Origin of the sequence: Variovorax brevis (assembly GCF_030317105.1) — a bacterium.
GTDB lineage: Bacteria > Pseudomonadota > Gammaproteobacteria > Burkholderiales > Burkholderiaceae_C > Variovorax > Variovorax brevis.
Window position 1 is genome coordinate 1 of sequence record NZ_JASZYG010000075.1, and the last position, 1443, is coordinate 1443.

The following is a 1443-nucleotide window of genomic DNA, read 5'->3' on the forward strand; positions in this document are numbered from 1 at the left end:
ACCCACCGGCACGCCACCCGAAGCCATCGAGAAGATCAACAAGGCCATGAACGCCTCACTCGCACGCCCTGAGGTCATTGCGCGCCTCAAGGAAGAAGGCAGCGTGGCCCGAGGCGGTTCGGCATCGGAACTCGGCGCATTCATGAAGAGCGAATACACCCGTTGGGGTGCCGCCGTACGCGACTCGGGCGCCAAGCTCGACTGACATCCATCCATCCGATTTCAAGAAAGAGACACCATGCAGTTCGTCCCAACCCGCCGCGCGACGCTTGCCTTGGTCGGCGCCGCCTGCCTGCTCGGCACTTCGGCCTTTGCGCAGAACAAGCCCATCACCATCATCGTCCCCTATGCGCCCGGTGGCAGTGCCGACCTGGTCACGCGCGTCATCGCCCAGTTCGCGGCCCCCGGCATCGGTTCTGCCGTGATCGTCGACAACAAGACCGGCGGTGGCGGCGTGGTCGGATGGAGCGCCGCAGCGCGCGCCGCACCCGACGGCAACACGCTGCTGACGGTCGAGTTGTCTTACGCGATTGCCGCCGGCCTGATCCCGACCCTGCCCTTCGACCCGAAGAAGGCATTCACGCAAATCACCACGGCGGTGAAGGTGCCTCACGTGCTCGTCGTCAACCCGTCGGTGCCCGCGAAGACCGTGCAGGAATTCATTGCGCTGGCCAAGGCGCAACCCGGCAAGCTCAACTACGGCTCGGGCGGCAACGGCACCAACACCCACCTGGCCGGAGAACTGTTCAAGAGCACGACGGGCACGGATATCGTTCACGTCGCCTACAAGGGCGCGGGTGCGGTCCTCACCGACCTCATGGGCAACCAGGTGCAGGCGCTGATCACTTCGGTGCCGACCGCCTTGCCCCACATCAAGAGCGGGAAGCTGAAGGCCCTGATGGTGACGGGCTCCGAGCGCAACGCGATGCTGCCGGATGTGCCGACTGCAAAGGAGGCCGGCATCCCCAAAATGGACATCGACTACTGGATCGGCATCGGCGCGCCGGCCGGAACGCCGCAGCCGGTCATCGACAAGCTCAACAAGGAGTTCAACGCCGCGCTCGCGCAGCCGGACGCGAAGAAAAAGATCGCGGAGATGGGCCTGACCGTGGTGGCCAATACGCCGGCCCAAGCGACGCAACTGGTCAACAGCGAGATCCAGCGCTGGAGCGCCGTGATCAAGCAAGCCGGCATCAAGGCCGATTGAAGGCGCCAGACATGTCGAAACCACTTCGCAACATCCGCGTCCTCGACCTGACGAACGTCCTGGCCGGCCCCTTCGCCTGCCACCAACTGGCACACATGGGCGCCGACGTCATCAAGGTCGAGACCCGCAACGGCGGCGATCTTGCGCGCCAGCTCGGCGCCGATCCCGAGCTGAACAAGCGCTACATGGGCGTCTCCTTTCTCGCCCAGAACCCGGGCAAGCGCTCCATCACCATC

Annotated in this window: 2 protein-coding genes and 1 pseudogene; all 3 read left to right on the plus strand. The window is 64.9% G+C overall.

Annotated features, from left to right (window positions below):
- Positions 1–205, plus strand: a pseudogene (locus QTI66_RS39445) (tripartite tricarboxylate transporter substrate binding protein); the annotation flags it as partial.
- 33 nt (positions 206–238) lie between these two features.
- Positions 239–1207 carry a Bug family tripartite tricarboxylate transporter substrate binding protein gene (locus QTI66_RS39450; protein ID WP_286565828.1) on the plus strand — a complete coding sequence of 323 codons (969 nt, stop codon included), beginning with the start codon at positions 239–241 and terminating at the stop codon, positions 1205–1207.
- Positions 1208–1218: 11 nt separating this feature from the next.
- Positions 1219–1443 (plus strand): CoA transferase (locus QTI66_RS39455; protein ID WP_286565829.1); only part of this gene is annotated, 225 nt, incomplete at its 3' end.